At 35.0% G+C, this 23,733-nt stretch carries 18 protein-coding genes; 6 read left to right on the plus strand and 12 right to left on the minus strand.

Features of this window, described 5'->3' with window-relative positions:
• Positions 1 to 385: 385 nt before the first annotated feature.
• From ACFIJZ_RS04235 to sodC, 3 genes are all read left to right on the plus strand, one after another.
• Complete coding sequence (locus tag ACFIJZ_RS04235) at positions 386 to 730, plus strand: hypothetical protein (RefSeq protein ID WP_273791056.1); 345 nt, start codon at positions 386 to 388, stop codon at positions 728 to 730.
• On the plus strand, positions 708 to 1,064 hold the full coding sequence (locus ACFIJZ_RS04240) for a hypothetical protein (protein ID WP_375631138.1): 357 nt from the start codon (positions 708 to 710) through the stop codon (positions 1,062 to 1,064). Before ACFIJZ_RS04235 ends, ACFIJZ_RS04240 begins: the two co-directional genes overlap by 23 nt.
• Before the next feature lie 421 nt (positions 1,065 to 1,485).
• A complete protein-coding gene (sodC, locus tag ACFIJZ_RS04245; RefSeq protein ID WP_375631139.1) occupies positions 1,486 to 2,013 on the plus strand; it encodes a superoxide dismutase [Cu-Zn] SodC in 528 nt (175 codons plus the stop codon).
• A gap of 542 nt (positions 2,014 to 2,555) precedes the next feature.
• Here sodC and ACFIJZ_RS04250 read toward each other — a convergent pair.
• The 9 genes from ACFIJZ_RS04250 to ACFIJZ_RS04290 form a co-directional block, all read right to left on the minus strand.
• On the minus strand, positions 2,556 to 3,494 hold the full coding sequence (locus ACFIJZ_RS04250) for a COG2958 family protein (RefSeq protein ID WP_375631140.1): 939 nt from the start codon (positions 3,492 to 3,494) through the stop codon (positions 2,556 to 2,558).
• A 376-nt stretch (positions 3,495 to 3,870) separates the two neighbouring features.
• Positions 3,871 to 6,621 carry a DEAD/DEAH box helicase gene (locus ACFIJZ_RS04255; RefSeq protein WP_375631141.1) on the minus strand — a complete coding sequence of 917 codons (2,751 nt, stop codon included), beginning with the start codon at positions 6,619 to 6,621 and terminating at the stop codon, positions 3,871 to 3,873.
• 22 nt (positions 6,622 to 6,643) lie between these two features.
• Positions 6,644 to 8,284, minus strand: a complete 1,641-nt coding sequence (locus tag ACFIJZ_RS04260; protein ID WP_375631142.1) for a site-specific DNA-methyltransferase — start codon at positions 8,282 to 8,284, stop codon at positions 6,644 to 6,646.
• A gap of 85 nt (positions 8,285 to 8,369) precedes the next feature.
• Positions 8,370 to 8,771 carry an SUF system Fe-S cluster assembly protein gene (locus ACFIJZ_RS04265; RefSeq protein ID WP_273791253.1) on the minus strand — a complete coding sequence of 134 codons (402 nt, stop codon included), beginning with the start codon at positions 8,769 to 8,771 and terminating at the stop codon, positions 8,370 to 8,372.
• Positions 8,764 to 10,008 (minus strand): cysteine desulfurase, encoded by a 1,245-nt coding sequence (locus tag ACFIJZ_RS04270; RefSeq protein WP_273791254.1) that lies wholly within the window; start codon positions 10,006 to 10,008, stop codon positions 8,764 to 8,766. Before ACFIJZ_RS04270 ends, ACFIJZ_RS04265 begins: the two co-directional genes overlap by 8 nt.
• A gap of 10 nt (positions 10,009 to 10,018) precedes the next feature.
• Positions 10,019 to 11,281 (minus strand): Fe-S cluster assembly protein SufD, encoded by a 1,263-nt coding sequence (sufD, locus tag ACFIJZ_RS04275; protein WP_375631143.1) that lies wholly within the window; start codon positions 11,279 to 11,281, stop codon positions 10,019 to 10,021.
• Positions 11,282 to 11,292: 11 nt separating this feature from the next.
• Complete coding sequence (sufC, locus tag ACFIJZ_RS04280) at positions 11,293 to 12,048, minus strand: Fe-S cluster assembly ATPase SufC (protein WP_273791255.1); 756 nt, start codon at positions 12,046 to 12,048, stop codon at positions 11,293 to 11,295.
• 160 nt (positions 12,049 to 12,208) lie between these two features.
• A complete protein-coding gene (gene sufB, locus ACFIJZ_RS04285) occupies positions 12,209 to 13,720 on the minus strand; it encodes a Fe-S cluster assembly protein SufB (RefSeq protein WP_375631144.1) in 1,512 nt (503 codons plus the stop codon).
• Between the two features lie 138 nt (positions 13,721 to 13,858).
• Positions 13,859 to 15,034, minus strand: coding sequence for a cysteine desulfurase family protein (locus tag ACFIJZ_RS04290; protein ID WP_375631145.1), 1,176 nt, complete (start codon positions 15,032 to 15,034; stop codon positions 13,859 to 13,861).
• A 161-nt stretch (positions 15,035 to 15,195) separates the two neighbouring features.
• Here ACFIJZ_RS04290 and ACFIJZ_RS04295 point away from each other — a divergent pair, with 161 nt between their 5' ends.
• From ACFIJZ_RS04295 to ACFIJZ_RS04305, 3 genes are all read left to right on the plus strand, one after another.
• Positions 15,196 to 15,876, plus strand: a complete 681-nt coding sequence (locus tag ACFIJZ_RS04295) for an alpha/beta hydrolase (protein ID WP_273791258.1) — start codon at positions 15,196 to 15,198, stop codon at positions 15,874 to 15,876.
• Between the two features lie 321 nt (positions 15,877 to 16,197).
• Positions 16,198 to 17,451: a tyrosine--tRNA ligase gene (gene tyrS / locus ACFIJZ_RS04300; protein ID WP_375631146.1), complete on the plus strand. Its 1,254-nt coding sequence runs from the start codon at positions 16,198 to 16,200 to the stop codon at positions 17,449 to 17,451.
• A gap of 179 nt (positions 17,452 to 17,630) precedes the next feature.
• Positions 17,631 to 18,116, plus strand: coding sequence for a peroxiredoxin (locus tag ACFIJZ_RS04305; protein WP_273791260.1), 486 nt, complete (start codon positions 17,631 to 17,633; stop codon positions 18,114 to 18,116).
• 340 nt (positions 18,117 to 18,456) lie between these two features.
• Here the strand turns inward: ACFIJZ_RS04305 and prfB are convergent.
• The 3 genes from prfB to ACFIJZ_RS04320 all read right to left on the minus strand — a co-directional run bounded on the left by prfB (position 18,457) and on the right by ACFIJZ_RS04320 (position 23,619).
• A protein-coding gene (gene prfB, locus ACFIJZ_RS04310; RefSeq protein WP_375631147.1) for a peptide chain release factor 2 occupies positions 18,457 to 19,585 on the minus strand; the annotation gives its coding sequence in 2 pieces (ribosomal slippage) (positions 18,457 to 19,515 and positions 19,517 to 19,585; 1,128 coding nt in all).
• A gap of 170 nt (positions 19,586 to 19,755) precedes the next feature.
• Positions 19,756 to 22,221 (minus strand): penicillin-binding protein 1A, encoded by a 2,466-nt coding sequence (locus ACFIJZ_RS04315; RefSeq protein ID WP_375631148.1) that lies wholly within the window; start codon positions 22,219 to 22,221, stop codon positions 19,756 to 19,758.
• Positions 22,222 to 22,389: 168 nt separating this feature from the next.
• Positions 22,390 to 23,619: an N-acetylmuramoyl-L-alanine amidase gene (locus tag ACFIJZ_RS04320; RefSeq protein WP_273791263.1), complete on the minus strand. Its 1,230-nt coding sequence runs from the start codon at positions 23,617 to 23,619 to the stop codon at positions 22,390 to 22,392.
• Positions 23,620 to 23,733: the final 114 nt, after the last annotated feature.

Genomic DNA, 23,733 nt, shown 5'->3' on the forward strand with positions numbered 1-23,733 from the left:
CATTTTGCAATCATATCATATTACTGATGCAAAAAATATCTTTGTTCTTTCTAGGAAAGAAAAAATTATTATATATATTTAGCATATTGATATGAAATAAGATAAAACTTAATTATAGACTAAAACTTAAATTGTAAAGATATCTTGCTAAATCACATCTGTTAAATTTTGCACTATAAAGAAAATGAAAAATAATACCGTTTTTAAAGAGTTATTTTATAATATTAATTTTAATAAGAAAATAAATAATAAAAAACAGTTTTATTTAATCAATGGATTTTAAAATCTTTTTATTATTAAGTATAATATTAAAAATAAAATCATCTTTGGAACCTGTTAGTAACACAGAGGTTAATGAAGTGTTGTTTTAACAAATGGTAACAAGATGACACTAAATAAATTTTTGAAATTAAGTACTTTTTTTATAATGATTGTATGTGTCTCGTTGATAGTCACTACTTCAATAAGTGAAGTTTTTCACCTTCCTTATTGTCAAACCTTTACCTATAGCTCTACTCAAAATGTCACTAAAATAGGTCAGAACTCATTTACTGCTTCACAAGTTAAAAATTGTCTTATGCAAAATGGTTTTGAGAATATTAAACGATTGCGTTTAGATGACAATGGCATCTGGCGTGCTTTAGTAAAATTTAAAAAGTCCCATTTTTTCGTATCCGTTGACTATTCAGGAACAGTTAGCATTCAAAATGAAAGAAAAGAATATGATTGATTTTAAAACTTACAGCAACGTTTCTTTTTACAGCCGTAAGAAAAAAAATTTAAAAAAGTGCTGCCATTCTATTAAAGAATTTGCTTTCATTGGCGGTTTAAATGGAAGCATATCAGGAGCTATCGCGGCAATTCTTTCAGCTTATGGTTATATTGCTCTTCCAGGATTTGGTCCAGTTATCGCAATGGGTATAGGAGTAGCACTTTCTGCCGGAATAATAATAGGAGCACTGATAGGATCAGGAATGGGAGGAAGTGTCGGTATATGCTGTATTTTATGGGAAATTTATATGAATCATAATAATTCTTTCTCTTATAAATTTCATAATGAATAGAAATTTCTCGTCATTTTTTCTATGAAAAACAATTAAATCATCAACAAATTATATGTTCTTTTTTTTGATGAAACGATTATCATATTATAAATGAAATAACATCTAACTTATTAAAACTGTTTGCTTAATTCTTTATTATACATCAAAAAAGTAGATTTTTTAAAGCATCTCTTGAAGAAATGTAAGCGAGATATAATTATCAGTCTATGGAAGCTACATTTTTTATAGATCAAAAAATGAAAGTTATGTTTAGAAATATATATATAAACATACTTTAATTTATTTGCTCTTTCTAATAACTAATATTTCTATTTAAATTATTTTTGTAAAAGTTCAATTTAAGACACTTATATAATATATTATTAATATAGATTATTAATTATAGATAATAATCTATTTAAAATAAGTATAAAGGTATTTTATGAAAAAAATATTATTATCATTATTGTTTTTTATGGCATTTTTAATTCATAAAAATTCTGTATTAGCACTATCAACACAAGTAAATATTTATAAATTAGAAGATAACAATTTCAAAAAGGCTATTGGTAGCATTAAAATTGAAGAAAACACGTACGGTTTGATTTTCATCCCTAATTTATCTACTTTATCAGAAGGGATGCATGGTTTTCATGTACATGTGAATCCTTCATGTGATACAAAAGATGGCATAATTGGTGGAAGCGCAGGTGGACATTATGATCCGGAACATACCGGAAAACATTTAGGACCTTATAATGTCAATGGTCATCTTGGTGATTTACCAGCACTTTATGTTGATAAGCACGGATATGCCATAATGAGCGTTCTTGCTCCACGATTAAAAAAAATCTCTGAAATTAAAGGGCGCTCTTTAGTCATTCATTTAGGGGCTGATAATCAATCAGATGAACCATTACCGCTTGGCGGAGGTGGTGCACGTTTAGCGTGCGGTATTATTGAAAAATAAAGAGAGTATTGTGGCAAACTGTGATAGTACACCCCTTTACTATAAGATGTGAGAAAAATTTATTTTCTAAATCTATTTCAAGAAATTGAGTAAACTGTGTGAATATTTTATAAAATTAATATTTTTGAATGTTTACTTCGGATAATAAAAAACTTAATAATAATCAAAATGAACAGCAGTAGAAATTAAAGAAATAGTAGTGTAAATTCTCCGTAAGAAGACTTCAATATGAGAAAGTAATATTTTTAATGCTTGATATAAACAAAGCAAAAAAGTCGAATTTCACTCTCTAAAGTAGCAAATTTGTAATAAATTATAGTCATTAAGTCTAGTATCTAATGGAATCATGCCCAATGCACAAAATAGAACAGGCCTAAAACAGAATTTTTACTCTTCCCCGACTCAACCCCACTCATGAGGTACGCGAAAAAAATTTAATTGATACAATATCAATATAATAAGTCAAACAAAATAGTTAGAGTAATTTTTCATCACTCTGAAAAAAGGGCTTTTAAACAATGGAGTCTTTTTAAAAATACCCCTCATAGATACATATGATCCCAATCTAGAGAACGCATCTCACCAGTTTGATAAAATTGACGAATAAGCTTAATATAATCAAGAAAATCTTTGTTTTCCTCCACTAATCTATTAGCAGTATCCCAGTCAATATCACTACGTTCTTTGGCAGGAATTAAGATCTCACTCTCGGAAGAGTTTTCCTTATTAAGTCTTATAAATCCAATTCCATGCAAACTTGAAAGCATCCGAAGCTCTTTTAATGTATCAACTCCTTCAATTTCACTAGCTACTAAATAACTCAAATTAGCCCATGAAGAATTACTAACTGTTTGAAAAAATGCTTTTCGTAAATTTGAACGATTGATGAGAATTTTTACTTCAAAAGACCAAAGCTTTGTCTTTTTATCAAAATATTGCAAAACACAGTCTTTGATTTCACGATTCCATTCCTTGCTTAAATCTTGCATCCCTACGAGATCTGGATAAAGCCATTTATTTCCGCCTGCACCATGTTTATTACGAGAACATTTCTCATTAATGCGCTTGCTATAAACTGCAAGCTCTGACCATAAAAATTTAGATAATAACGGATAAAGATCATGCTCTTTAACAGAGCTACCTTCTGTTCTACTCTTTGCATTGTCCTCTATTGCGTCAATTTCAGCACTATCTGTTTGTTTAGTAAAATAATATTGTCGCGGTCGTCCTTCAGTGGTTTTAATTTCTGAATAACGCTTTTGTAATTGAGGGCGCTGCGATCCTATTTCAGCAACAATTTGCTGAATAAGAGCTGCATCACTATTAAGGGGATTGATTATCGCCGTTGAATGCTTTTGTTTTTGGCGGCATTTCTCTGGGTAATTTTCAAATATCCATTGAGCAATTTCTCGAGCTGTAAACTTTTTCGTCGGGTTTTTCTTTAAAAAATTAAAAACAGTGTTTGTTAAATTTAAAGTCATATGAAAAACTCCCCCTTTTATCCTCTGGGTATTTCATTATATTCAGGCGTTTTAAATGAAAGAACAATAAACTGTTTAAGTTTTTTAAAAAAAGAACATTTATCAAATTACTCAATAAAATCAAAATATTTTTTTAATTTATGACTATAACTCAAAGATCTTTTCACATAACGAAAATAAGATTGTACTTTTATAAAAAATTGTAAATGTGCTACAAATCCCCATACAAAAGCATAATCTTGTATAACTTTTCTATACATTTTTCTTTTTATTTTAACGTCGTTAGAAAAAAGTTAAAAATAATTATTCAAACATTTGATTGAACCTCACACCCGTCAATTAAAAAACTTATGTGTTTTATTTTTGAAGCAAAAAGTTACGAGCTCTCAAGTATAGATTCTGAAATGGTAAACTCTGCACACAAACCTTCAAAACTACTATTTGCTTTAATAGCATCATGGGGAATAAGAACATAATACCATTTTTTATCGCCATAAGTCGCCGCATAGCGCGTTGCATGACAACACCATTGAACTGCAGCTTCTCTCTTTTTTAAAACAATAGGATTTTGCATTTCAGAGGCTTTTTTAGGCTCACAAAGATATTTGGCATCCTTCGTTTCTACAACAAAGTCCGGTTCATAAGTCGATCCTTTATCATATTCTATTCTGAAAAAACCTCGAGCGGGTTTCATCCATTTCAAGACTTGTGCATCATCCTCTAATATTTGAGCAAATCGTAATTCCCCTTCTACTGAATCAAACTTTTGTAAAGGATAACAGCATTTTCTAAAGCCGCTGAATACAAGTTTTTTAATATCACTTTTAATGGCAGGAATATTACGAAAATCAAGAGGAGACGTCCCTTGCGGTAACACATAATGGATAGGTGATAAAGTTGCAAAACCTCGTGTAACTTTAACCGCATAATCTTTTTGCGTTTCCCATTGATGTTCTCTTAATTGCGCAACAATAAAACTAGTAAGCTTGTGCTGATAGTGAATTAATACGTTCTCAACAGCTGTATCATTGGGTAAATAAGATCGGAAATGTTCTACTATCTGACTAGCTAATTTTCGTAATAAGAGCGTATGGTTATCATAATCAACAAAGTCATTATCAATCAAACCACGAATGATGTAGTTTTCAAGATAAGGCTCTTTTACATATTCATTCTTAGAAGTAAGAAAAATGCTTTTATGGGTACGCAATTCTCGAATTAAAAGTTCTTTACTAACAGGTTGAAAATTTAAACTTTCTAGATTTTTTAAATCAAAATCATAAAAACCATAAGTAACATCACGCGAAGATATGAGTATAATATTTGGAATATCTATTATCAGTTCTGTTAATTGTTTTGTCAGAATTGTCACCACTTTTGATACAAGAGACTTTTGTGATGAAGGCTTAATATTCATAACTTTATTAGCAATTTTTTCTTGTATCTGTGCAGAACAAAGCATTTGAGAACTTGGCAATTTATCATTCTCTTTGATAAGATCCCACGCGATCGCTGCAATATCTCGCTCTTCAGGCGTTAATGTAGGGGAATCTGGATTACGTAATATGATACCTTGTAAATCAGATGCTCCATTTATATCGGAATTACGTGTTACCATCGTTTGCATCAATAAAGCTTCTACTTGACATGGAACCGTCACAATATCTGACTTTTCAGAGGGTACATCCCCCTCTCTTCCAATCTCAATATGCTTTTTTATAATTGAGTTTGGATCGTTTGCACGATCAATAATATCTTGAAAACGATCATGCGCAATAATTGTTAAACGATCAATAGCTTCCACGCCTGTTCTATACCCATAAGGCAAACGCAATCCGCGCCCAATTGTTTGCTCTGTTAAAATTTCTGAAGCCGATGCACGCAACGGTACAATAGTATAGAGATTAGTAACATCCCACCCCTCCTTTAATTTATTAACGTGAATAACAATTTCTGTTGGGTTATGAGAATCTTCAATTGCAATCAGCTTTTGAATATTTTGATCTTCTTCTATATTCGACTGTTTTGTATGAATCTCTATAACTTTTCCCTTATAAGCTCCTGCAAAAAAATCATCTGATTCCAATAAATCACGCAATTTCTGTGCATGATTTGTATCTTGAGCGACAACTAAAATAAAAGGCTTAACGAACTTTTTGTTATAATCTTTTGCATAGACAATTAAATCTGCTTTCACGTTTTCATGGGCATGAATTGCATCTTGTAATTTGATATGTTCTAATTGTTCAGATGTATAATTTTGAGGTTGAAAATCTTTACGTGTAGCAACAGCAGGCTCTTTTACAAAACCATCCCTCATAGCCTCTGCAAGTGAATAACTATAGACAACATTTTTAAAATCTACGGGTTTTGCACCTATTGTTTTTGGTGTCGCTGTAAGCTCTATTCCTAAAACAGGTTTTAACTCATTAATTGCTGCCGCACCAGCAGAAGCTCGATAACGATGTGCTTCATCCATTAACAAAACTAAATCAGGAAGATTTGCGAGATAATCAAAATAACTTTCACCAATCGTTTCTTGTAAGCGTTTAATTCGCGGAATACTAGATTTTAGTGCGCCTTTTTTATTATCTGTTGTATTAATTTTAGAAATATTAAAAATATTGATAAAGGCCGTATCTCTATTCTCAAACAAACGCTTTTGTCCTTCAAAATGGTGTTCATCAACGCGAATACCTTTACCACTTTCATAATCTTCACCTGTAATAATAACGGGTCTATTGGCAATAAATTCACTCATTCCACTGAAAACATACTTTGGACTTTGGGGACTAAAATCCTGTTTTAACTTTTCATAAATAGTCAAATTTGGCGCTAAAACAAAAAAATGTCGGCTACGACCTGTTAAATAAAGATAGCTAATAAAAGCCCCCATAAGTCGCGTTTTCCCAACACCTGTTGCTAAGGCAAAACAAAAAGAGGGAAAGTTTCGTTCAAAATCTTGCACAGAAGGATAAAGATTTTTTATCACTTCTAACTCTGCAACCAAATCAGCATTTTTAGAAAGCTCTATATTTTCTAAGATTTTTACCAAAATATTTAAAGATTCACGTTGAGGATCACGTAACGATAAGCGAGCAGAAATCCTTTTTTCAACAGTGTTCATGAAAAACTCCGCTTTTTATATATTATTCAAATAGATCTAATTCTGCTTGCGCAATATCTTTATTTTTGTTGTTTTCTTTTACCACAATCACTGGTTCAAGATTGGCTACATTTAAACTGTAATCGTCCCTTCCCCATTCGCATTTTTCTAATATTGCACGGGGGATTTTAGTGAGTGTCAGATTTTCAAAGGATGCTGATTTTGTATCAAAGGCTGTACCACAAACCAGCAACGTGCGATGAGAGCCTACCTCTTCACTCATTATACGGAGTTGTTCATGGGTCATAGCGCTTGTTGTGACATAAATATAATCTGTTTCGGTTGAATACCCTTGCATCCAATAATGATTTTCATCAGGTGAGTAGGTAAATCCCATATGTTTGCACATTGCTTCTGAAAGCATCGCAGCATTATATTCGCGACTAATAATCCATTGTCCCCATGGATCTTTTTGTAACAGAGAAGGTGCAAGGCGATAATAGCGAAATCCACCGCCACCTTGCCAATTGACACTTTTGGAAATTCCCCCTTGATCAGTTCCATCAATGACTTGTTTTAAACGAGGGATAATGTGGGTGTGACAATGCTCACCAAGTTCAATCATAATCCACTTTCTTCCCATTTTATGGGCAACAGCACCGGTTGTGCCGGAACCCGCAAAAGAATCTAAAACAAGATCACCAGGATTAGTGGCAAGTTGAATGATGCGTTCCATTAACCGCTCAGGTTTGGGAGTTGTAAAGACATTATCAGAATTAAAAACTTTGACTTCTCTTTTGGCATCTTGGTTGTGTCCCACTTCTGTATAGAGCCAAATCGTCATTGAAACCATACCATTTTTTACTTCTGATAAAAAACGTTTCATAGAAGGAACATTACTTCCTGTTGGACCAAACCAAATACGATTATCGTTCAATAATTCAAAGAATTTTTTTTTATTCATAGCCCAACTTCTACCATTAGGAGGCATTACCTTGCGTCCAGAAGGTGTGATGATTTCATAAATATCCTTAGGTGTTACTCTTTTTACGGATAAATCTCCAGATTTCCAAGGACCGCGAGGATCATTATCAGGATTTTTATAGCGCGCATCCATATTGTTTGAACGAGGAAGCAATTGAGGGCGCCAAATCGTTTTATCTTTGGCATAAACCATGATAAAATCATGGTTATCGGAAAGCCATTTTGTATCATTTTGTGGAGCATATTTCTTTTGCCAAATAATATTGTTGATGAAATTTTGGCGACCAAAAATTTCATCCATCATCACTTTAAGATAGGCTTGTTCATCATCATCAATTGATATCCAGATACTTCCATCATCCGCCAGTAAATGATGTAACAATTCTAGCCTGTCTCTCATAAGACTGAGCCATATGGAATGCTCTAAACCATCTTCATAATGTTCAAAGGCATTGCCTGTATTATAAGGCGGATCGATATAGATACATTTTACCTTCCCCGTATATTCTTTCTCAAGCGCTTTGAGCGCGAGCAAATTATCACCAAAAATAAGTTTATTATCAAAAATATCTTGGGATGATATTTGATGCGAAGCGTGATAAGATTTTTCAAGATCCTCTAATAAGATACGAGGCTCTAGTTTTGGGCGTTTTTCTTTTCCAATCCAAGTGAGTTCTAGTTTTTGTTTATTATAACTCATGCGATCGTCCTTAAATTCAAATGCTTGTGAAAAGTAAACAGCTTATTCATGAATGGCTAAATTAGAGTCTCTTAACAATATACTTTTAGTACCATCCGACAGCAATTTGAGCTTCTTCTGACATACAATCAGGTGTCCATGGTGGATCAAAAGTCATAGTGACTTCAACATACGAAACCCCTTCAACTGCACTGACTGCATTTTCTACCCACCCCGGCATTTCACCAGCAACAGGGCATCCCGGTGCTGTAAGAGTCATTTCAATTTTTACTGAACGATCATCTTCAATATCAATACGATAAATCAGTCCTAGCTCATAAATATCAGCAGGAATCTCTGGGTCATAAACTGTTTTAAGAGCAGCAATAATATCATTCGTCATACGATCAATTTCATCTGCTGGAATTGCTGATATGTAAGATTTTTTATTTTCACTTACAGTTTCAACAGATTCTGTAGAATGACGCTCTTCAATTAATTCAGCCATTAAAAAATGTCCTTGTTTCTTGCAATGCTTCTACCAATTGATCTATATCTTCTTTAGTGTTATACATGGCTAACGATGCGCGGCAAATAGATGTTAGACCAAAGCGCTGTAATAAAGGCTGTGCACAATGAGTTCCCGCACGTATTGCAACCCCTTTTCTATCAATAAACATAGCGATATCATGGGCGTGAATTCCTTCAATTGTAAATGATATAATAGCTCCTTTATTGGGAGAATGACCATAAATACGCAATGACTCAACCATTTTAAGTTTTTCCTGCGCATAAGCTAAAAGGGACCTCTCATGGGCATGAATCGTGCTACGACCTTTCTCTTGTATATAATCAATAGCCGCAGTTAATCCAATAGCTTCAACGATAGGAGGGGTACCTGCTTCAAAACGGTAAGGAGGAGCATTATAAAACACCTTATCGGTTGTTACCTCCTCGATCATTTCCCCTCCCCCTTGAAAAGGACGCATTTCTTCTAATCTATCTTCTTTACCATACAAAACACCAATACCAGTGGGACCATAAAGCTTATGACCTGTAAAGACATACCAATCACAATCGAGATCTTGCACATCAACGGTTAAATGTACTGCTCCTTGAGAACCATCAACAAGAACCGGAATAGAATTTTGATGTGCTAGTTTAATAATCTCTTTAACAGGAGGCACAGTTCCTAATATATTGGACATATGCGTTATAGCAACAAGCCGCGTTTTTTCGCTTAAAGCCTTTTGGAAATCTTCAATGTGCAGAACACCATTTTCATCGACAGGAACAAAAATAAGTTTAACACCTTTTTGTTCACGGAGAAAATGCCAAGGAATAATATTTGAATGATGTTCCATGATCGTTAGAACAATCTCATCACCTTCTTTGAGTTTTGGCATCGCCCAACCATAAGCAACAGTATTAATAGCTTCTGTTGCATTTTTCGTAAAAACAATTTCTTCAGCTTTTTGAGCATTTAGAAAAACACGAACGGTTTCACGAGAATTTTCATAAGATTGTGTTGCTATATTGGCTAAAAAATACATTCCCCTATGCACATTAGCATAACTATAGTGATAATAATTATTCATTGCATTGAGTACTGACATTGGTTTTTGGGCAGAAGCACTACTATCAAGATATGCTAATCGCTTTCCATAAACTTGATGGTGTAAAATAGGAAAATCACGCCGAATTTCTTCGACATTATAAGTAAATGTTTGTACGTTATTTTCCATTTTTTCTACCTTAAACATTTTTTTCAAGCCATTTACTAATGATATTCTCCAAAACGATTTGAATCTTATCCTGCTTGATGTCATCAATGAGCTCAGAGATAAATCCTTTAATCAAAAGTGCACGAGCCGTTTTAAATGGGATACCACGCGCCATAAGATAAAAAAGATAATCATGATTAATATTAGCAACTGTTGCACCATGACCGCACGCAACATCATCAGCAAAAATCTCCAGTTCAGGCTTTGCATTAAATTCTGCATCATCTGAAAGAATAAGGCTATTACAAGCCATGCGTGCATCTGTTTTTTGCGCTTTTTGAGAAACACGTATTATTCCTTGGAAAACACCAACAGCCTTATCTGTAACCACATTGCGTATAATTTCGGTTGATGTTGACTTTTCTTCCACATGACGAACAGTCATTGTAAGATCACTATGTGTTTGTCCTGATAATAAATTTATGACGCGTAATTGAAAATTAGATTCTTCTCCCTGTAATTCAATATCGATTTCTTGGCGATTTAATTGGCTCCCTATATTAATGACATAAAGTGATAACTTTGCTCTTTGATCAAGAACAGCACAAAATCGACCAAATTGTGTAGAATTAAAATCACGATTGCGAATGAGAATCCACGTAACATCACTATCAGCAGCAATACTTAATGAAAATATTGAACTGACAAAGGTATCTTTATCATTGCCAACCTGATGTTCAATAAACATAACTTGACTATTTTTATCAACTTTTATATCCGAAAAAATATGAGATTGTCCCCCCATTTGTATATTTTGTAATTCAATGGGTATATTTAACTTTGTATTTTCAGGGATGTGAAAAAGCCAACCATCTGTAACAAAAGCTGTATTTAACTGTCCAATAAAATCTTCATCAGAAATGTTTTGATTTATCTGCACAGAATTATCTTCTAATGCGTCTGAAAGGCGTTTTACTGTAATATTGTCTACCTTTGACTCTATCGATGTTTTTCCATTGTTTATGGAGAAAACAGCACTTTCTGAAAGCAATGCATCAACCAATTGATTGTCTTGAACTTTTGAAAAATTGCTAATAGACTTCAGTAAGGTACGCAGATTGGTATAATGCCATCTTTCGATTTTACGGGAAGGAAGCCGTGTCATTTGAAACTGCTCAATAGTTTTCTTGCGGATTTCCTGTACAGCTTTATCACCAGGTAAGTCGTTTACATACTGATTAAAATTACTGAGGATATTTTCTTCAACCGCTAACAAGTTTTGCTGTGTATTCATATTTAATAACCTCAAACCGCTTCCCTGATAAGATCAGCATACCCATTTTCCTCTAAATAAAGCGCTAAGGATTTATCACCGCTTTTGATAATTTGTCCTTTATAAAGAACATGTACCGTATCAGGAATAATATAATTAAGTAGCCGTTGATAATGGGTAATCACCAGAAATGAACGTTTTGAATCCCGAAGTTTATTAACACCATCTGCAACAATTTTTAGTGCATCAATATCTAAACCAGAATCCGTTTCATCTAAAATGCAAAGTTTAGGTTCAAGAAGTGCCATTTGTAAAATTTCAGCGCGTTTTTTTTCTCCACCTGAAAAACCTACATTTAATGGACGCTTTAGCATATCCATATCTATTTCAAGTTTGGCTGAAACTTCTTTAACATATTTTATAAATTCAGGAATTTTAAGTTCTTCGTGACCTCGTGCTTTGCGTTGAGAGTTCATCGCAACTTTTAAAAATTCCATTGTTGCTACCCCTGGTATTTCCATTGGATATTGAAATGCAAGAAAAACACCATATGCAGCACGTTCTGCTGGATCCATTTCTAAAAGTGATTGCCCATTATAGAGAATATCTCCTTCTGTTATTTCATAATCATCACGACCAGCAAGTAAATAAGACAAAGTTGATTTTCCGGCTCCATTTTGTCCCATGATAGCGGCAACTTCTCCATCTTGAACTGTCAAGTTTAAACCACGAATAACTTTTGTATCGGTCTCAGCAATACGGGCGTGCAAATTTTTTATCTCTAACATAATTTAATCCTGTTTTGGCTGTTTTTTCAGATACAGATGCGGATTATTTTGCCTTAGCATCCATCTACTTTTGTAATTAGCATAGAGGTCATTTTTAGCATTATATGCTACTGTTACAGCCTTTTTACATAAAGTCTTCTATTTATCTAATTAAATAAAATTATCCAACACTACCTTCAAGGCTAATACCAATAAGCTTTTGTGCTTCGACAGCAAATTCCATGGGAAGTTTTTGAATGACCTCTTTTACAAAACCATTTACAATTAATGCGATAGCTTCTTCTTCGGGAATTCCTCTCTGCATAACATAAAAAAGTTGGTCATCAGAAATTTTTGATGTTGTGGCTTCATGTTCAAACTGAGCTGTTGCATTTTTTGCTTCAATATAAGGAACTGTATGTGCACCACAATCATTCCCGATTAACAAACTATCACATTGCGTAAAGTTACGCGCATTTTGTGCTTTTCGATGAGCTGTGACTTGTCCTCGATACGTGTTATTTGAAAAACCTGCAGAAATACCTTTGGAAATAATGCGACTGGAAGTATTTTTTCCCAAATGAATCATTTTTGTACCGGAATCAATTTGTTGATGACCGTTTGCAACGGCAATAGAATAAAATTCTCCACGCGCATTATTACCACGGAGTAAGCAAGATGGATATTTCCAAGTAATCGCAGAACCAGTCTCAACTTGTGTCCATGAAATTTTAGAGCTATCACCTCGACAATCTCCACGCTTCGTCACAAAATTATAAATACCACCCTTTCCATCTCTATCGCCAGGATACCAATTTTGTACTGTAGAATATTTAATCTCTGCATTTTCAAGGGCAATAAGCTCAACAACAGCAGCATGAAGTTGGTTTTCATCACGTTGGGGTGCTGTACACCCTTCAAGATAAGAAACATAGGAATCTTCAGCGGCGATAATCAATGTTCGTTCAAATTGGCCAGTGTTACGTTCATTAATCCTAAAATAAGTTGAAAGCTCCATAGGACAACGAACCCCTTTGGGAATATAAACAAATGAACCATCTGTAAAGACAGCTGCATTTAAGGCCGCATAATAATTATCACTTATAGGTACAACTGTTCCTAAATATTCTTTCATAAGCTCAGAATGTTCAATAATCGCCTCTGAAATAGAACAAAAAATCACACCGGCGCGTGCCAACTCTTTTTTGAATGTTGTTACAACAGAAACAGAATCAAAGACTGCATCAACAGCCACCTGCCCCGATACAGACATACTGTCATCAAAAGTGGAGGGATCAGACTGTTTTCTTACTCCTGCCAAAATCTCTTGTTCTTTAAGGGGAATGCCAAGTTTTTCATATGTTGCTAATAACTCAGGATCCACTTCATCCAAAGATTTTGGTCCTGTATGATTTTTTGGAGCAGCATAATAATAAAGCTCTTGAAAATCAATTTTAGGATATTCAAGACGCGCCCAATGAGGCTCTTGCATCGTCAGCCAACGGCGGTAAGCCTTTAAGCGCCATGTTAGCATCCATTCAGGCTCATGTTTTTTAGCGGAAATAAATTTGATAATATCCTCATTTAAGCCTTTTGGAGCTTTATCGGTTTCAATATTGGTTTCAAAACCATATTTATATTGGTCAACATCTATTTCACGTACTTGGCGTATCGTTTCTTGTACTGCCGGCATAAATTTTCTCCATTTTTTGGCGTCAAAAACCGGTAACTAAAGTCTTGTTTTTTACAAGATTAAAGTAAGCAAGTTATCTCTAGGCTATAGGTAAAGTGCAAAAATTTCAATCAAACTTATTTTATTTTTAAAATAATTCTAATTTTTATAACTTTCTGATGATAAATCTTCCCCTTTTTTCCTGCTTATAATTTGAGAAAAAAACGACAGAAAATCATCAATATCTTCAGAAGTTGTGCCACGCCCTAGCGAAATGCGAATGGCACCATTTGGAACATGATACCCCATTGCCTCCAACACTTTGCTTTGTTTTACTTTTCCCGAAGAACAAGCAGAGCCGGATGATAAAGAAAACCCTTCTAAATCAAAAGCAATTTGCATCGTTTCAGCTTTTATATTTTTCACGGTAAAGTAAGTTGTATTTGGCAAACGTTGAACTCTTTTGCCAAAAATCTCAACATTTTTACTTATTCTTTGTAGTCCATTTTCTAATTTATTGCGTAAATATATTAACTGTTTTATTTCCTCCTGTGTGAAGCAATCAGTTATCGCTGCCCCAAAAGCAGCAATAAGGGGCAATGCTTCTGTTCCTCCACGGAGACCTTTTTCTTGTCCTCCCCCAGTAATAAGAGGGTGTGGCATGAGAAGATTACCACATGAAACAAAAGCACCGATTCCTTTCGGACCGCCAACTTTATGTGCAGACAATATAAAAAAGTCTCCTCCTAGCTGATTAATATCCACAAAATTTTTATCTACATATTGTGTCAAATCAACAATAAGAGTGCCTCCTAAATCCCGAACAATAGCGGCGATTTCTGTTAATGGTTGAATAACACCCGTTTCACTATTTGCAGCTTGAATAGCAACAAGAGGTAAACCTTTTGTTTTATCATGAACCGTTAAGAGTGATGTTAATTTATCTTGTTGTATGAGCCCATCTTGATCAACAGCAATGACGCTTATCAACTCTTTAGAAAAACGTCCTCCCTCTGCCACAGAGGGATGTTCAGTCGCTCCAAGGTAAAGACGAGAAAATTTAACTTTTGCATTCCCCATATTGTAAAAGGGTGTTAACAAAGTCATTGCGGCTTCACTCGCACCAGAGGTAAATACCACGTGATCTGGATCTGTTTTAAGATTTTCAGCGATTTGCCGACGAGCCTTTTGCAACAAAGTTTTAGCCGCACGCCCTTCCTTATGAACAGATGATGGATTACCAAATATTTCTAAAGATTCCAGTAACGCTATTCGTGCCACTTTTTTGAGTGGTGTTGTTGCGTTATGATCAAAATATCGGCGTTTTATAACCATTTTACATCGCAATCATTAATCTTATGAATTGATTAAAAAAATAGCGCAATTTTCTTGAAAAGTGCACTAAAAAAAGAATATCTAATAATTATTTAAGAGATTCTATGGTAAAAGTCGACCAAGATCAATGAAAGCCTTTTATTGCATTTAAGGAGCATTTTATGCCAGAAATTATTTTTAACGGTCCTGCGGGTCGGCTCGAAGGACGTTATCAACCTTCACAACAAAAAAATGCACCCATTGCGATTATTTTGCATCCTCATCCCCAATTTGGTGGAACTATGAATCATAAAATTGTCTATGACCTTTTTTATATGTTCCAACAACGTGGATTTACAACTTTACGTTTTAACTTTCGTGGTATTGGTCGTAGTCAGGGTGAATTTGATTATGGAATAGGAGAACTTTCAGATGCTGCTGCTGCTCTCGATTGGGTGCAAACACAACATCCAGATTCTAAAAATTGTTGGGTAGCAGGATATTCATTTGGAGCATGGATTGGTATGCAGCTTTTAATGCGCCGACCGGAAATTGAGGGATTTATCTCAGTAGCCCCTCAGCCTAATGTTTATGACTTTTCATTTCTTGCACCTTGTCCCTCCTCTGGGCTTATCATTCATGGCGGTATCGATAAAGTTTCCCCTCCAAAAGATGTTCAAATACTTGTCGATAAATTAAAAACACAAAAAGGTATCATCATCACACAAGAAATATTGGAAGAGGCTAATCACTTTTTCAGTGGTTGTCATGAAGAACTTATTGAGCGATGTGCCCACTATTTGGATAACCATATCTCCAATGAACTTCTCGCTCCTCCTCCTGAAATACTTTCACTAACTTAGGAAAATACGATAGATTTATAAAAAATTAGCAAAAGTCGTTTCTGATCATAACAAAGTAATTTTTTCCATTTGCATTTAAAATTTTTCTAAATTTTATTTCAGGATAGAAATGAGAATAACAGCATACCTGTTTTCTATCACTGATAAGGCTCTTTTTTAGTGTAAAAAGGAAATAATACCTGTATTATTATCTTTACATTACCAATATGTCTCTTTCTCTTGTGAGGTGTGTGTCAGTTATGATAGATAACGCATTAATAACTCATTATATAATCGCCTATTCTATAAAATAATGCACTCTTAAATTAGGAAATTAAATCTGTGTTTGCCTTTAAATCTGATTTTTTACACATTATGAGCGAACGTGGTTTTATCCACCAAATTTCAGATGAAAAAGGCTTAGATGATCTTTTTTCAAAAGAAACTGTAAGCGCTTATACTGGATTTGACCCAACAGCATCGAGTTTACATGCTGGAAGTCTTCTTCAGATTATGATGCTTTATTGGTTACAAAAAACAGGTCATCGCCCCATTGCTTTAATGGGTGGAGGAACTGGATTGATTGGTGATCCTTCTTTCAAAGATGAAGCGCGACGCCTTCTGACACAAAATGATATTGCTGAAAATATTGATGGTATTAAAAAGGTATTTGCTAACTATTTGACATTCGGTGACCGAGAAACCGATGCTTGTATTGTGAATAACGCGGAATGGTTATGCAATTTAAACTACTTAGAATTTTTGCGTGATGTAGGAAAACATTTTTCTGTCAATCGTATGTTGTCATTTGATTCCGTTAGACTCAGACTTGAGCGTGAGCACTCTTTGTCATTCTTAGAGTTTAATTATATGATTCTGCAAGCTTATGATTTTGTTGAACTTTATAAACGTTATGGATTGCGTATGCAAATGGGGGGCTCTGATCAGTGGGGCAACATTATTAACGGAATCGAATTAGGGCATCGTTTAGGAACACCGCAATTATATGCGTTAACATCACCATTGCTGACAACCTCTTCCGGTGCCAAAATGGGTAAATCATTGAATGGGGCTGTATGGCTGAATGCGGATAAGCTTTCACCTTATCAATTTTGGCAATACTGGCGCAATACAGAAGATGCTGATGTAACACGATTTCTAAAGCTCTATACTCCATTGCCAATGGATGAGATTCTTAAACTTTCTCTATTACAAGGGACAGAAATTAACGAAGCAAAAAAAATTCTTGCAACAGAAATTACAGCAATGTTGCATGGACGTGTTCTTGCTGATGCAGCAGCAGAAACAGCTCGCAAAACGTTTGAAGAAAAAACTCTAGGAGAAAATCTTCCAACTGTTGAAATTAATGCCTCAGAATTAAAAAAAGGTGTTGGATTGCTCACTCTTTTAGTACAAGCAGGACTCGCTAGATCTAATAGTGAGGCACGCCGACACGTTCAAGGTGGGGGGGTCCGTGTAAATGATCAAATTATTGAGGATGAAACACATCTTATTATTGAAGGGGATGTCAGTGCAGAAGGAACCGTTAAACTTTCTTTTGGTAAGAAAAAACATGTTGTGATGAAACCAGTATAATCTTTTGCTGTTTTGTTTATGTTGTCAACCTTGTTTTTTCAATTCAATTGTTGTGATAGGGCGAGTTTTGTTAGGAAATAAAGGTCTCTTCAAAACAATAATATTCTAGAGAGTTGAATAGTTCTTTTCTTCTGTGTACTCTGATATCTTATACCTGTTACACAAGAAAGATGAAAATAATGACAAGACCAATGAAAGGTGCTCTTGCTCCTGATTTTAATTTGCCGCGCGATGGAGGAGAGATGGTATGTCTTTCTGACTTTAAAGGAAAGTCTGTTGTTTTATATTTTTATCCAAAAGATGACACTAGTGGTTGCACAAGCGAAGCACTTGATTTCACAAAATTAAAGATGAAATTTGATGAAATCGGTGTTTCTGTTATTGGAATCTCTCCAGATAATGTAAAAAAACATGATAAATTTAAAGTAAAACATGAACTTGATGTCATCTTGGTTTCTGATGAAGAAAAAACAACCCTCGAAGCTTATGGTGTTTGGGTTGAGAAAAGCATGTATGGACGCAAATATATGGGAGTTGAACGGAGCACTTTTTTAATTGATGCAAATGGAATAATAGCAGAAGAATGGCGTAAAGTAAGCGTATCTGGGCATGCTGAAAATGTTTTAGCTACTGCAACACTTTTATATCATAATGGTAACTTGTAAATTGAGTGTTTGATTTGCCTTAAAAAGCAAAAGTTATCCTCCTTAATTGATTTTAGTTTTTCAACGGATTCAATTTTTACAATATATTGATTTATAAGGATAATGAATTGTTTTACATTTATATTAGTCCCCCGAATATCCCAAATTTTTCTTATTTCAGATTCTTCCTATCACTTGCAATATCATAAGCAGAATTGGCGTGTGAGAAAAAAAATGAAGAAAGAAACAAGAAAATCCCTCTTTAAACCTTTAAAGTATCAAGGACTATCGTAACATCACAACATCAATAAAACGAACAGCTTAAGAAAAAATCTACATGGCTTGAAGGAAGGATATATAATTAACGAATATCCTCAATTTTTTTGTCTTGTCTATAAATGCGCCGTGCGAGTGCTGCCTCTATAAATGCATCTAAATTACCATTAAGTACGGATTGTGGATCCGTATTTTCAATTCCTGTACGCAAATCTTTGACAAGCTGATAGGGTTGAAGAACATAAGATCTAATTTGATGTCCCCATCCGATTTCTGTTTTAGAAGATTCAGCAGCATTGGTTTCTTCTTCTCTTTTTTTAAGCTCTTCTTCATAAAGCCGTGCACGCAACATCGACCAAGCCGTAGCGCGATTTTTATGTTGAGAGCGCTCTGTTTGACATTGAACAACAATACCCGTTTTTATATGCGTGATGCGAACAGCAGAATCTGTCGTGTTAACATGTTGTCCTCCTGCTCCCGATGCACGATATGTATCAATACGCACATCTGCCTCTGAAACATCAACTTCAATATTGTCATCAATAACTGGATAAACCCAAATGCTTGCAAAAGAGGTATGGCGCTTTGCATTCGAATCAAATGGAGAAATCCGCACTAAACGATGAACGCCTGATTCTGTTTTTAACATTCCATAAGCATTATGCCCTTTTACAAGAATAGTCGCTGACTTTATTCCTGCTTCTTCTCCATCATGAATTTCTAAAATTTCAACCTTCATTTCATGCTGTTCAGCCCAGCGCATATACATACGTAAGAGCATAGAAGCCCAATCTTGGCTTTCTGTTCCCCCTGCTCCAGCATGAACTTCTAAATAGGTATCATTCGGATCTGCTTCTCCTGAAAGAAGTACATCAATTTGCCTTTTATCTATCTCATTTTTAAGATTACGTATTGATCTTTCTGCATCAGCGATAATTTCAACATCACTTTCTTCTTCGCCCATCGCAATAAGCTCAATGCATTCTTCAAGTGTTTTTGTAAATGATAAAAGACCATTGATTGAATCATCAAGACGTTGACGCTCACGCATCATATCCTGTGCTCGTTGTGCATCATCCCATAATGATGGATCTTCTGCTTTTTGATTAAGATATTCGAGACGCTTTAGTGATTGATCCCAGTCAAAGATGCCCCCTTAGCAATTGTATTGCTTTCTGGATTTTATCAACTAATGTTTCTATTTCTGCTCGCATAATTTAACACCGTATTTTTAAAAACTCTTTTTGGTTGTGTCTCTTAGCATTTTATACAAATTTAATAGCTGCTATCAGAAAATGGTACAATTCTATCACTCTATTTACAGAACAGACATTGTAAAAAAGAGATAAAAACCATGACTCATGGCAAAAGGAGATTTTTTCGATTAATACAGCCCACCTGTCCCACTTTCAAGTGCTTTGTTGACTTGTGGAGAAGTCGTTACTGCAGGAACACCTTCTTGAAAAGAATTTGTACTCCCAATAACTTGATATATATCAGCAGGACCAGTCCCTGGTTTAAATGCTTCTATAATAACATCTTGATCTCCTCTTTCGGCAAGCATTCCTGTTTTTCGATTAATTGGCATTAAAATCATGCCCTTTGGCATCTTAAAGGGAACATCTGGCTTCCCTTTAAGAGCATCTGCCATAAAATCACCAAAAATAGGCGCAGCTAATGAACTTCCTGTTCCATTATATCCTAACGGAGCTGGTTGATCATAACCGACAAAAATACCAACGACAATATCAGGAGTAAATCCCATAAACCAGACATCCTTAGAGTCATTGGTTGTTCCTGTTTTAGCAGCAATATGTCGATTAAGATAACGTAAACGTGCCGCAGTACCACGCTGAACAACCCCTTCCATCATCGATGTAATCTGATAAGCCGTCATAGGGTCAAGAACTTGATCTCTTTCATCAATCAATGTGGGCTCACTTTGATTATTCCATGAATGCGTATTACAATTTTCGCAAATACGATCATCATGACGATAAATTGTCTTCCCATAACGATCTTGAATTCTGTCTATCAGAGAAGGTTTAATAGAGCGTCCCCCATTGGCAATAACTGAATAAGCTGTAACCATTCGTAATACTGTTGTTTCGCCAGCCCCTAAAGCCATGGGAAGATAAGGCTGCAATTTATCTACGATCCCAAAGCGTTCTGCATATTCAGCGACAAGAGGCATTCCCATATCATTGGCAAGCCGTATTGTCATAAGATTACGAGAACGCTCAATACCATAACGCAACGTTGAAGGTCCTGCAAAGGTACCTCCATAATTTTTGGGTTGCCAAACTTCACCATTATATTGACGAACTTCAATGGGGCCATCTAAAACAACGGATGCTGGTGTATATCCGTTATCAAGAGCTGCTGCATAAACAAAAGGCTTAAAAGCAGACCCCGGTTGGCGATAAGCTTGGGTTGCACGATTGAATTCAGATGCGGCAAAAGAAAATCCTCCCACCATAGCAAGAACGCGCCCTGTATGAGGTTCCATAGCAACAATTGCACCTTCAACCTTTGGAATTTGTTGTAAACGATAAGTATTGTTTGTATTGGGTAGTTTTTCAACAAAAATGACATCCCCAACTTGCAGAACATGAGATAAGCTCTGAACAGTTTTTTGATAACCATTTTCTTTTACAACATGGAGTGCCCATTTTGAATCAGCTTCAGATAAAACAGCAATTTCCCGTTTTTTTGATAATATACCTGAAGCTTCGCGCTGTGGCTGTAAACCAATCTCTACTTTGTTGGGATTAGTAGAAAGAACAACAGCTAAACGCCATTCAGGAACATCACTTAGCCCTGTGATATTTGCAAGTTCTGTCCCCCAATCACTTTTCTCATCAATATGCGCATAAGCTCCACGCCATCCTTGCGCATGATCAAATCTAATTAATCCATCGTGCAAAGCACGTCGCGCAATAAGTTGTAAATGCGGATCAAGCGTTGTACGAATGGAAAGCCCACCTTCATAAAGTGTTTTAGCCCCATAGCGATGTATTAAACGACGCCGTACTTCTTCAGTAAAATAATCAGCCGCAAAAACATAGCTATCACTCCCACGTATTGTCGCTCCTAAAGGTTTAGCTTTTGCTTTTTCACCTTGTTCACGCGTTACATATCCATTTGCAATCATCCGGTCTATAACCCAATTACGCCGATCAATAGCACGTTGTGTATTCTTAAATGGATCATAATTTGCTGGTCCTTTTGGAAGAGCAGCCAAATAAGCACATTGTTCTAGCGTCAGGTCATTGACGGATTTATTGAAATAAGTCAAAGAAGCAGCTGCTATACCATAAGTGCCACGACCCAGATAAATTTCATTGAGATAAAGTTCGAGAATATGATCTTTTGAATAAGTTTTCTCAATACGCATTGCTAAAATAGCTTCCTTAAATTTACGTTCTAACGTTGTTTCTGAACTTAAAAGGAAGTTTTTAGCGACTTGTTGCGTTATAGTTGATGCACCCTCTGGACGTCTTCCAGAACCAATATTACGAATATTATTGATCAAAGCTCGAGAAAGTCCTTCAGGATCTAAACCAAAATGATGATAAAAGTTTTTGTCTTCAGCCGAAATAAAAGCATTTATAACAAGCTTTGGTATTGATTGAATCGGTAAATAGAGGCGATGTTTTGTTGCAAACTCTGCCATAAGACGGCCATCAGAAGCATGGACGCGGGTCATTACCGGCGGCTCATAAAGTGAAAGAACTTCATAATCAGGGAGTGCATTTGCTTGACCACTGGTCATAACACCCCACGTTATTGCACCACAAAGTCCAATAGCAATAAAAAAACGAAGAAGATATCTTAAAAAAATTATCATAAAAACGGCTATCGCTTTCTTAAGAATTAATTAAAGAAAAAATACGTTACTTCAAACACACCAAGTGGATATCACCACAAGATTGAGATCAAGAGAAATTGTTTTCTATCTTTTATTTATACTAGGGTACACTAGAAGCCCATACTGATACTCTATTTTCTCACAAATTTAAAGAGGCTGTATCATTTTCTGCCTATAATCAGCAAATTGACGAATAGAATGAGCAATAGAGGCTGCCATTTGTTTTCTCCAATGAGGATCATTTAGTAACTTTTCATCCTCTTTATTGGATAAATAACCTATCTCTATCAAGACTGAGGGTATATCTGAAGCTCTTAAAACTTGAAAATTAGCATACCGATGTGGGTTATTAATCAAGTTAATATGATTCTTTGATAAACTTGAAATAACACTATTTGCAAAATTAACCGAAAATGTATGTGTTTCACGTCGTGTAAGATCCATCAAAATATCTGTAACTTCGAGCGTTTCATCTGCAGGCAAACCATCAAGCAAATCAACTTTATTTTCATTTTCAGCTAAAGATTTTGCAATGGCATCAGAGGCTTTTTCTGATATGGTATACACTGTAGCACCGCGAAGAGAATGTAAATCAATCGTATCCGCGTGAATAGATATAAAAAGATCAGCATCAAACTCTTGCGCTTTTTTAACTCTTTCACTTAGTCTTAAAAAAATATTGGAATCTCGTGTTAAAGCAACGGTAATATGAGAATCCTTTTGTAATTCGTCTCGCAATGCACGCGCAAAGTCTAAAGTCACATCTTTTTCTAAAATTCCAGTAACACCCCGTGCACCACCATCAATACCACCATGACCAGGATCAAGAACAACACGGAAATTATATGCTGGCATTAACTGTGTTTGTGTATCAAAATTGCTTCTTTGCTGTTTTTTTAATGTCTCATCAAATTTTTCTTGTGTACTTTTACGAATATCAATCAGCAACTGCCATAAACCATTATTTAATTTTTTTACGACATTTTTTTCAACCACAAAAGCCGTTTTACTTGTCAAAATAATGCGTGAAGTCTGTATATCAGAGAAAGCATAACGTACATCTGAAAGCATAACGGATAATGTATTCCGTTTCTTTAAAGGCGTATTTTGCATCGAAAAGTCAATTGTAGGTAAATTGATAACCAAACGTGCTGGCCTGTCCAAAATCTGTAAACGAACATTTGGTTTTGAATTAAAAACCGCAATAATACGCGTATGAACACTATCACCAATGGTTCGAAAATTAATAAGTCTCAGAGGATCTGCGGCTTGAACACTGGTTTGGAGTAGAAAAAAAGATAATAAAAAGTATGTGACGAGCACAATAACATCCCCATAAGCTGTTTTCAGCTTTTTGGTAAAAAAAACTCTTATCATAAGCAAAATACTCTACATTACCTTTGTAATAATTTATCTTGGTTATATAAAATGATACACCAATTTATTCTCTATTTTTCAATAAAAGCTAAATAAACACCCAAAAACGAAATT

The sequence above is a fragment of the Bartonella sp. CL70QHWL genome, assembly GCF_042194855.1.
GTDB lineage: Bacteria > Pseudomonadota > Alphaproteobacteria > Rhizobiales > Rhizobiaceae > Bartonella.

Excerpts from the sequence above, each read along its gene's own strand:
- ACFIJZ_RS04235 (WP_273791056.1), top strand. The coding sequence starts at position 386 with ATGACACTAAATAAATTTTTGAAATTAAGTACTTTTTTTATAATGATT.
- ACFIJZ_RS04240 (WP_375631138.1), top strand. The coding sequence starts at position 708 with ATGAAAGAAAAGAATATGATTGATTTTAAAACTTACAGCAACGTTTCT.
- sodC (WP_375631139.1), top strand. The coding sequence starts at position 1,486 with ATGAAAAAAATATTATTATCATTATTGTTTTTTATGGCATTTTTAATT.
- ACFIJZ_RS04250 (WP_375631140.1), bottom strand. The coding sequence starts at position 3,494 with ATGACTTTAAATTTAACAAACACTGTTTTTAATTTTTTAAAGAAAAAC.
- ACFIJZ_RS04255 (WP_375631141.1), bottom strand. The coding sequence starts at position 6,621 with ATGAACACTGTTGAAAAAAGGATTTCTGCTCGCTTATCGTTACGTGAT.
- ACFIJZ_RS04260 (WP_375631142.1), bottom strand. The coding sequence starts at position 8,284 with ATGAGTTATAATAAACAAAAACTAGAACTCACTTGGATTGGAAAAGAA.
- ACFIJZ_RS04265 (WP_273791253.1), bottom strand. The coding sequence starts at position 8,771 with ATGGCTGAATTAATTGAAGAGCGTCATTCTACAGAATCTGTTGAAACT.
- ACFIJZ_RS04270 (WP_273791254.1), bottom strand. The coding sequence starts at position 10,008 with ATGGAAAATAACGTACAAACATTTACTTATAATGTCGAAGAAATTCGG.
- sufD (WP_375631143.1), bottom strand. The coding sequence starts at position 11,281 with ATGAATACACAGCAAAACTTGTTAGCGGTTGAAGAAAATATCCTCAGT.
- sufC (WP_273791255.1), bottom strand. The coding sequence starts at position 12,048 with ATGTTAGAGATAAAAAATTTGCACGCCCGTATTGCTGAGACCGATACA.
- sufB (WP_375631144.1), bottom strand. The coding sequence starts at position 13,720 with ATGCCGGCAGTACAAGAAACGATACGCCAAGTACGTGAAATAGATGTT.
- ACFIJZ_RS04290 (WP_375631145.1), bottom strand. The coding sequence starts at position 15,034 with ATGGTTATAAAACGCCGATATTTTGATCATAACGCAACAACACCACTC.
- ACFIJZ_RS04295 (WP_273791258.1), top strand. The coding sequence starts at position 15,196 with ATGCCAGAAATTATTTTTAACGGTCCTGCGGGTCGGCTCGAAGGACGT.
- ACFIJZ_RS04305 (WP_273791260.1), top strand. The coding sequence starts at position 17,631 with ATGACAAGACCAATGAAAGGTGCTCTTGCTCCTGATTTTAATTTGCCG.
- ACFIJZ_RS04315 (WP_375631148.1), bottom strand. The coding sequence starts at position 22,221 with ATGATAATTTTTTTAAGATATCTTCTTCGTTTTTTTATTGCTATTGGA.
- ACFIJZ_RS04320 (WP_273791263.1), bottom strand. The coding sequence starts at position 23,619 with ATGATAAGAGTTTTTTTTACCAAAAAGCTGAAAACAGCTTATGGGGAT.